This window comes from Spongiimicrobium salis (assembly GCF_043678055.1).
Classification (GTDB): domain Bacteria; phylum Bacteroidota; class Bacteroidia; order Flavobacteriales; family Flavobacteriaceae; genus Spongiimicrobium; species Spongiimicrobium salis.
On sequence record NZ_JBHEQA010000010.1, the window covers coordinates 1 to 8,434 of the forward strand.

The 8,434-nt window shown below is 31.5% G+C and carries 9 protein-coding genes; 1 reads left to right on the forward strand and 8 read right to left on the reverse strand.

The annotated features are described in order from the left end of the window. Window positions 1–129 precede the first annotated feature (129 nt). The gene (locus tag ACEXOE_RS23530; RefSeq protein WP_394751334.1) at window positions 130–588 is read right to left on the reverse strand and encodes a DinB family protein; all 459 of its coding nucleotides are present in this window, start codon (window positions 586–588) and stop codon (window positions 130–132) included. A 152-nt stretch (window positions 589–740) separates the two neighbouring features. Between ACEXOE_RS23530 and ACEXOE_RS23535 the strand changes: the two genes are divergently transcribed. Next, window positions 741–1,073: a winged helix-turn-helix transcriptional regulator gene (locus tag ACEXOE_RS23535; RefSeq protein WP_394751335.1), complete on the forward strand. Its 333-nt coding sequence runs from the start codon at window positions 741–743 to the stop codon at window positions 1,071–1,073. Window positions 1,074–1,257: 184 nt separating this feature from the next. Here the strand turns inward: ACEXOE_RS23535 and ACEXOE_RS23540 are convergent, their stop codons facing one another. From ACEXOE_RS23540 to ACEXOE_RS23570, 7 genes are all read right to left on the reverse strand, one after another. Further along, a complete protein-coding gene (locus ACEXOE_RS23540) occupies window positions 1,258–2,175 on the reverse strand; it encodes a TolB family protein (RefSeq protein ID WP_394751336.1) in 918 nt (305 codons plus the stop codon). Window positions 2,176–2,224: 49 nt separating this feature from the next. Continuing rightward, window positions 2,225–3,016, reverse strand: a complete 792-nt coding sequence (locus ACEXOE_RS23545) for an alpha/beta hydrolase (protein ID WP_394751337.1) — start codon at window positions 3,014–3,016, stop codon at window positions 2,225–2,227. Window positions 3,017–3,182: 166 nt separating this feature from the next. Then, a complete protein-coding gene (locus ACEXOE_RS23550) occupies window positions 3,183–4,073 on the reverse strand; it encodes a TolB-like translocation protein (protein WP_394751338.1) in 891 nt (296 codons plus the stop codon). Between the two features lie 119 nt (window positions 4,074–4,192). Then, window positions 4,193–4,873: a LytR/AlgR family response regulator transcription factor gene (locus ACEXOE_RS23555; protein ID WP_394751339.1), complete on the reverse strand. Its 681-nt coding sequence runs from the start codon at window positions 4,871–4,873 to the stop codon at window positions 4,193–4,195. Next, window positions 4,870–5,901: a sensor histidine kinase gene (locus ACEXOE_RS23560; RefSeq protein WP_394751340.1), complete on the reverse strand. Its 1,032-nt coding sequence runs from the start codon at window positions 5,899–5,901 to the stop codon at window positions 4,870–4,872. The genes ACEXOE_RS23555 and ACEXOE_RS23560 overlap by 4 nt, the downstream gene beginning before the upstream one ends. 388 nt (window positions 5,902–6,289) lie before the next feature. Continuing rightward, the gene (locus tag ACEXOE_RS23565) at window positions 6,290–6,985 is read right to left on the reverse strand and encodes a hypothetical protein (RefSeq protein WP_394751341.1); all 696 of its coding nucleotides are present in this window, start codon (window positions 6,983–6,985) and stop codon (window positions 6,290–6,292) included. A 109-nt stretch (window positions 6,986–7,094) separates the two neighbouring features. Next, window positions 7,095–8,330 carry an alpha/beta hydrolase gene (locus ACEXOE_RS23570; RefSeq protein ID WP_394751342.1) on the reverse strand — a complete coding sequence of 412 codons (1,236 nt, stop codon included), beginning with the start codon at window positions 8,328–8,330 and terminating at the stop codon, window positions 7,095–7,097. Between the last annotated feature and the right edge of the window lie 104 nt (window positions 8,331–8,434).

Consider the following 8,434-nt stretch of genomic DNA (forward strand, 5'->3'; position numbering starts at 1 on the left):
TGAATCTATGGGCCTAGAATACTAGTGTCTCAGATTAAGGAAGAATATGTTTGTTTTTTATCTCAGTTCTTTGTTAGCAGCTGCTTTCGAGTCTTTCAACTTGAGAGTATACTTAGATAAAATTCTATATTATGCGGCTACTGGTTTCAATATTTGATTTACGTGATGCTCAAAGTGTACAACATAATCTTCCATCAAGTATCTCAAATCAGACATATTTCCTTTGGTATATAATTCAATTCTTGTCGCTAGCGTTTGTGTATTTTGCAAAAGCATCAGCTTTTTTATTCGAATATTTATTGATAATAATGAAGTTAAAAGCTCATCGATTTCAGAATTTTGATAATCATTTACTTTTATTAGTTCATCTTGTTTCATTGGCATTATTCTATACGGTTCTTTTTCAATTAAAGCTGCTGTAAAACGTCTGGTATTATTGATTCCTGAATCAATTAAGTGTCCAATAATTTCCTTTTTAGACCATTTTTCTGGGTTTGTTTTAAAACGTAGTTCTGTATCTGAGGATTTAGAAATATATTCCTTTAACATGACCAAAAGTTCATCTAGTTTGTGTACTGTTTCTTTCATTTTTCCTTGTTATTTTGTTTTTAAGTTTTCTTGAAATATTAAGTTTATTTAATAACAAAAAATACTATAAAAAGTATAGTTACAAAATTATTTAAAGTAATTTATCTTTGCAATAACGGGCAAAAAGTATAGTTGAATTTAAGTATAGGAGTATGTGCAATTTTAATGGAAAAGAATATCCTTGTTGTTCTAGTTTAACAATGGGCGTAATAGGTGGGAAGTGGAAAGCAGTTATTTTGTATTATTTGATGAACGAAACATTGCGTTATAATGAGTTGAGAAAGAAAATGTCGACAGTGAACGAGCGTACATTAAGTTTACAGTTGAAATCATTAGCAGAAGATGGAATAATCAAAAGAAAAGTTTTTTATTCAAAACCACCTCTTAAAGTTGAGTATTCTTTGACAGATTTTGGTAAAACATTAATCCCTCTAATTCAGCTTGTTGCTGAATGGGGCACTTCGGCCAGTATAAAGAAATCCTAAGTAGTTTAGTACGATTTTTCAAGTTGCTGCTAACGGCTGGTATAAGAATAATAGTCGCCTGCGGATTACTTCACTGACAAGTTACACGAACTTTGAATTTTCTACTATCTTGGCCATTATTTTTATATATTGTTACCAAACGTATATTTAATTATTATCCGATTTATTTATTCTAAATCAAATATTATTCTCTAAAGTCATCAAGTCTTAATCTCTTAATAACCTCTGTGCTCACCCAATAAAAGTTTGGTAGTCCACCTTCATCGTTATATCGACTAAAAAATAAATATTTACCATCTGGAGTGATACTCGGGCTTGTTTCGCGAAAATTAGAATTTACTTCATTTCCAAGGTTAATTGGTTTTGACCATGTTCCGTTTTTCTTCTTAAAATAGACATAAATATCGCTGTCATTTCTTCCATCTTCTCTGTTTCGAGCATTTACCACTAAGTATTCTTGAGATGGGGAAATAAAAGCGTGAGCACCACCAATTTCAACTTCTTGTACTTCGGGAAATTTACCATTTTTATTGGGAGCATAATACGTTTTAAGTTTTGAAATATTAAAATAAAAAAGATCTCCATTTTTGGTTAGATTCGGATGAATAACTTCATCATCATTTATTGGTGAATCAAGTTGTATTGCATTGCTCCAGGAATTCTCGAAATGGTTTACATACCAAATTTTACCATTCTCAAAATTAGAATCATAAGCGGTGAAATAAATCTTTTTACCATTAGGACTTACAAAAGGATGCAATTCTCCAGCTTTTTGGTCTTTTGTAAAATTTATCTTTTTAGGATTTGTCCATTTTTTGTCTTCGAGTTTTGAAAAATATACACTTGGATTTCCGTCTTCTTCAAATACTCCGAAATATACTTCATCCAAATCAGGAGAAAACGAAATACTACCTTCACCTCTTCCATTGATTGAAACAATACCAGGCGCAAAAATTTCAGGAATTATGCCTGGTGGCTTTTGTCCAAAATAGGGGTTTACTATCGTTGGTGAATCATTGCTTTTTGAGTTCTGTTTTTTAGTATTGCACCCATTTAAAAATAGTGCTAAAACAAGTATTAAGATAAAATATGGTTTTTTCATTATTTAAACTTTTTTAATTATTGAGAGCGCATAGCTACAATTGCTCTCGTTATTCTTTTATCAAGTCTGATAACCAATACATACTCCGTACTGCAGCCATAGGCACTGCTGTTCGATGGTCGAGACCCTCAATTACAACATGTTCTACTGTTAAATTTCCATCGTTTATATTTTTAAGCATGGTAATGAATTTTTCGAAATGCTGCTTGGTCGCCTCCTTTTCCAATGAGCCATATGTAAAAAAAACATTTGCCCTTAATTTTTTTCGTTTTTCAGCTGTAGTAGACTCAAGCTCATAAATTTTCTGTATGATTTCATGATCAACTCCAAGAACCGGAGCACCAAGAATGTAATTTTCAAAGGTATTGGTGTGTTTCGATAATATGTATGTACCAACTAAAGCAGCAGCAGAATATCCAAAATAGGTACGTCTTTCAGCATTAGCACGGTACTTGCTTTCTACCATCTTAAAGACATCTTGACGAAGAAACTTCACATAACTGTCCAAATTCCCATAGTTTATTCCTTTTGACCAGGTAAGCCCAACTATAATAACGTCTTTTATCAGATGTTCACTGAGTGCAGATAATCTTTCGATATTCTCTAACGGATTAGTAAAATAGAGTACAGGGTATTTTAAATCTGTGTTTTTTTCATATCCTTTCGGCAGTTTTATGTAAAGTGTATTTAGTGTATCAGTTTCAGAATTACTGATCTGAATGACCTGGGTTCTGGGCATTTCATATGCCTTTGGTGTATCATCGTTTACCTTATTTTCTTGAGCAAAGACAGTGTTTAGCGATAAAGCACAGGTCAATATTAATAATTTCGCTGTTTTCATGTTTTCTTCTTTGTGTTTGTAATTTATAATTCCAACCCACTAGCTGGTATCTGCGTTTCTTCTGACCCAAAGCAATGCTTTGCCCTACTAAAAAGATCTACTCACTACAGTATCATTCAAAGGGTAAATCATTACCATTTTCATAATGTCCACTATACATTCCGCCCTATTTGGGTCTAAGTGTCTCAATAATTTGCGCATCCACCCAGAATACTTCTCCTTTTCCTGTGCTAGCAGGGCCATTAAAGAAAAGATATTTTCCATCTGGCGTTACGTATCCTCCCCTCTGTGAGATACTTGTGTTTACCTTATCACCTAAGTTAATGGCGGCTCCCCAAGAGCCGTTTTCTTGCCGAAAACTAACGTAGATATCACTACCACCATAGCCACCATCTCTTCTACTATCCCACAAAATAAAAGACTCATCAGGTGCAATGAAGGGGTGGATGTTCCCCTTTCCCGTATTTATCTCTTTACTAAATGGCTTCGGCGCTTCACGTACACCATTTATCAGTCGAGAATATCGAAGAACAAAATTTCCATCTTCAGCATATTCATCAAAAACATAAGTGCCTTTGGATGAACTCGTAAGGCGCATGATGTCGATGTCTTCAAACGCAGAACCAAGACTTTTTAATTCTGACCATCCATCATCGGTTCGCTCCCTATATTGGTTTCCAAAATGCATAGTCTTACCATCAGGTGAGATACCCCCCGTATGGGTATCCACTATTGTCTCGTGCCATCTATTATTCTCGTATTTAAGAACAAAGTGCGTATCTTTTCCACTTTGGGTGTTTCTTCTGGAAAAGTAGAACTCTTTCATGTCGGGTGTGAAGAAAGGGCCCCACTCATGATGCGCTGTCGAAACAATACCAGGAGCGAAAACTTCGGGAGTTAAGCCTGGAGGCTTTTGTCCGAAATACCGATCTTCTAAAGGTGGAAAATCAACATCGTTTTTAGAATTGCAGGCATTTAAAAACAGTGCCCCTACAAGTATCAAAATGATATGTGTTTTTTTTACATTTTCTACTTTCATTAATGCATTTAATTTCATCTTATTTTGCTGTTGAGCGATTTTACTATCATTTTATATTTCGAAAATGAAACTATATGGGCTGTAGCAAAATTTTAATCTATGAAAGTAGATTGTCAATCTATGAAAGTAAAAGTTAGTTATCCTTTTAAGGAATCTAGAACATGTGTTTTTAGTGTTTTACCAATAGGGATTTTTAAGTTGTCACTTAAATAAATAAGATTGCCATATACTTTTTTGATCTTAGTTATATTGACAATATATGATCTATGTGATTGTAAAAAATTAAACCCTCTTAATTTTTCATTCCAGTTTCTTAATGAGTCCAAGATGAGATACTCTCTTTCATTTGTAGCAATATTAATATAATCGGCTTCGCTTTTTATGAACAATATATCTTCGATTTGAATGTTAAAAAATGTTTTATCGGTGTAGACAAACACATTCTTTTTTGATTCATTCCTTTCCAAGGCCACTTGATTTCTGATTCTATCTACTGCTTTAAAGAAGCGTTCATACGAAAACGGTTTTACCAAATAGTCTGTAACAGCTTCTTCAAAGGCCTCTATTGCGTAATTAGGGTATGCGGTGGTTATAATTACCTTGGGAGGGTTTTTAAGTGTTTTCAAAAATGTAAGTCCACTTAATTCTGGTAATTGAATGTCTAAGAATAATAAATCAGTATTTTGAAGTGATGACAATGGAATATGTAACCCACTTTCATACACGCCTTGAAATGAAAGAAAGGGTGTTTTTTCTATATATTTTTTTAAAACCCGCTGTGCCGGTTTCTCATCTTCTAAAACAATACATTTAATCATAATTCAATATGTAAATCTACCTTGAATTTATTATTTGAATGATCAATTATCAATTCATGGCTTTTTGGAAATAGTAATTCTAACCGTTTTTTTGTATTCTTAATACCTATTCCGCTTTTTACCCAATCCGAATCTACTTCTTTATCAGTATTTTCTACATAAGGATTTTCACAATTAAATATAAAATCATTCTTTAAAAGCCTTATTTTTATATTTAAATTATGATTCTCCCCAGTCATCATACTTAAATATTTAAAGGCATTCTCAACAAAAGAAATAAGTAAAAGAGGAGGTATTAATTGGTCATAGTCGTCTATACTTTCCTTCCAATTTATAGATACTTTGTTAGACAACCGCTCTTGCTGAAGGTTGATATAATCTTTTAAATGACGTACTTCTTTTTCTAAAGGAACTTTACTTTTTTGTCCTTCGTGTAAAACATATCTAAAATTATCAGATAGTTTTAAAATAAGCTCAGGTGTTTTCTCTTTTTTATCTAAAGCACTAGCATAAATGGCATTTAATGTATTAAATAAAAAATGCGGGTTAATTTGTCCTTTTAGCAATCTTAATTGAGCCTTTTGTTCCTTACTTGATATTTCGTTAATCTCTTGCTGTTTTTTATACAACTGTTTTATAGAGAATAGTGCAAAAAATACGAGTCCAAATACTCCATAACTAATAGTTGCAGTTATAATTTTAATAATAGTCCTTTTATTTAAGGAAAAATCAAATTTCGAATGAAAAAAGCAGTTATCTAAATATGTGTAAAGCCCTGTATACACCCCTAAAAATAAGGCAGCGAGAATAAAATGATACCATTTTTGGTTAATTTTAAAAAACCAAAAATATAATATATATGACGGTAGCATATTAAAAATAAGCTCAACTATATCATGCGAAATTGTGTCTTTATATTCAACTCCAACCGTTAGGAACTTCACTCTTGGATATATAAAAATTATACTCCAGAAAAGGATGTGTATTAAGGGTTCATACCTTAAAACTTTTTGATAGTTTTTATTCATTTAACTTTATAAGTATATTTTACACAACGAATTTGATTAATTCTCATTTGTTAATAAAATTTTTTCTATGAACGTATTTAAAAAAAATGAGCGTGATGTTGGCTTTGAGGCTAAATCTTTATAGAAATAAGTATACTAAATCAATACAAATAAAATGAAAAACTATCCATTAATTTTTGATGCAATTTGATAGTATTTTCAGCAGAGAAAGAGAGGTTTCAAACTAAGAATCTTTTCAATGTATAATTACCGTGTCATTTTTGCGACTCATGTGTAAAATTATGTAGTCTTTATTCAGGACGGGTCATTATTAACTACAACGATTTTGTGTATGAAACGTAGCGACCGAATGGGAGCTATGATTTATATGCATTGTTGGGCATAGTTTTTAATGATAGATGTATTCTCTTTTGACAATATAAACGATTGTTTCATTTTCATCAATGAGCTCTCGATAAACAAAATTTCCGAATTCATCTTTTTTTTCATTCTTAATCATTACCGATTTAGAATTTTCATTCGTTTTATCATTTGTAATGATTAGTTCATTTAATTCACCTTCAATGTATATAAATTCAGTTTCTGAGTTTGCTTTAACTACTTTATTCAAGGTATCTGTTATTTTTGTTGTCGTTTTTATTATTCTATTTTCCCTGTTTAATTTTTGCGAAACTTTAGTATTAAAGGAATTTTTATATTCAATAATATTAATATTGATTAGGCTATCATTGATTAAATTATAATCTTTTAGCCTAATAGTGTCATTGCTCTGATTTCTAACAGTGATTGAAAATCTCGAATTTTTGACTGGATTTGTATAAAATGTTATATCGCCTAACGAAAGAGAGTCTTCATCTTTATGGTATACATTGTAATGTTCCATTTTAGTCAAAAATCCTTGTTTATTGAAATAGTAAATCTCTTTTATTAAACGATTTGACGGTTTTATTTCAGATGTTTCTACTATTCGTTTTGGCAAACCTTTTAAACCTTCCAAATCTAAATCTTTTGGTAATTCTTGTTGACCTTTACAACAAAAAAAGGTAAAAATTAATAGTATTATCAAACTTAGTTTAGATTTCATTTTTCAAATTATGCCCAACGGTTTGTGTATGAAACGTAGCGTGCAAAAAGACACTAACTTTTCGGATTAACACTTATTAGCTATGTTTTATACATCGTGTTTGCACACGTTATATTTGTTTCAATTTAGATTCGTAAACCTCAATATTTTTATCTCCATTTTTTGAAGCAAAATCAATAGCTTTTTTATAGTATTCTTTTGCTTTTACCTTATCTCCTTTTTTTACATATGCGTCACCGAAACTACCTAAAATAAGGGATGAGTTCTGAAATTTATCTAACCCAACAGTAAGTATTTCTATAGCCGCATTTGGTTTTTGATATTTTAAGTAGAACTGAGCATATCTATTAAACCAAAAATCTCTTCTCTTTGATTTATAGTAATCTCCAAACTCTTGCATGAAAAAAACAAATGATTCATAGTTATCTTCGTTCATCGACTGCACTAGCATGAAGTGTTTGGTATCCTTATGAATTTCTGTAGATAGGTTATACTTTTCCCCTCTTTTTTGGTAATGTTCTTTCAGCGCAGTAATACCTCCAAAATCGTCAAATTCCTTTAGACTGTAAAATCGTATATATGGGTAATCCTGAAAGTATTTATTTAAACCTTCATGAATTGTTTTAGTTGGTGTTGAATGATGATTTTCTTCATCAAGAATCTTATAATGCCAACTGAGACCTTCTGGAGCATACTCCTTTAAAGTTTTACTAAGATTTTCTAAAGATGGAATTGACCATGATTCTACCGGACTTATAGAAAAGTATATAAATTCGCTAGCATTATCTCTTTGCGTCAACCTCTTCTTCAACAAATCTAGTCGAGCCGTATCTATATGAGTTGGACTTGCAATAAAATAGGCAGAGAACATACTTTGAGGTTGAGCTAACAATTCAATAGCTAATCCTCCTGCCATTTCCCAACCAAAAAAGAGGCGCTTCGAAGAAGTTCGGTAATTTCTATCTACGTAAGGGATTAGCTCTTTATCTAAAAAATCAATAAACATTTTTGAATCATCAAAAAACAATTTTCTTCTTTTTCGATTATTTGTATTTATACCAATAACTATAAAGTCAGGTGTCTTTTCTTTCCACTTCAAAGTTTTTTGATAAAGGATGCCATTCAAAAAATATCTTTGCCCGTCTAAAATGTAAAGAACAGGATAGTCTGTCTCGGTATCTTGGTAATTTTCCGGAAGATATATTGAGATTTCTCTTTTCTCTTTTAAAATATCAGAATTAACAATGTGCTTCTCTCCAAGGAAGTCAGGTTTTATTTCTTGCGCACGAATATTGTCAAAAACAATTGTAAAAATTATAATAGAAAGGAAAATTATTCTCTTCATAGTTATTTCATAATGTTTGCTAACGGTTAGTATAACAAGCTTAGCATCCCGAAGGGTGCCATGATTTGTTATACATTGTTACCAGCTTTTTAATTCTAATTTAG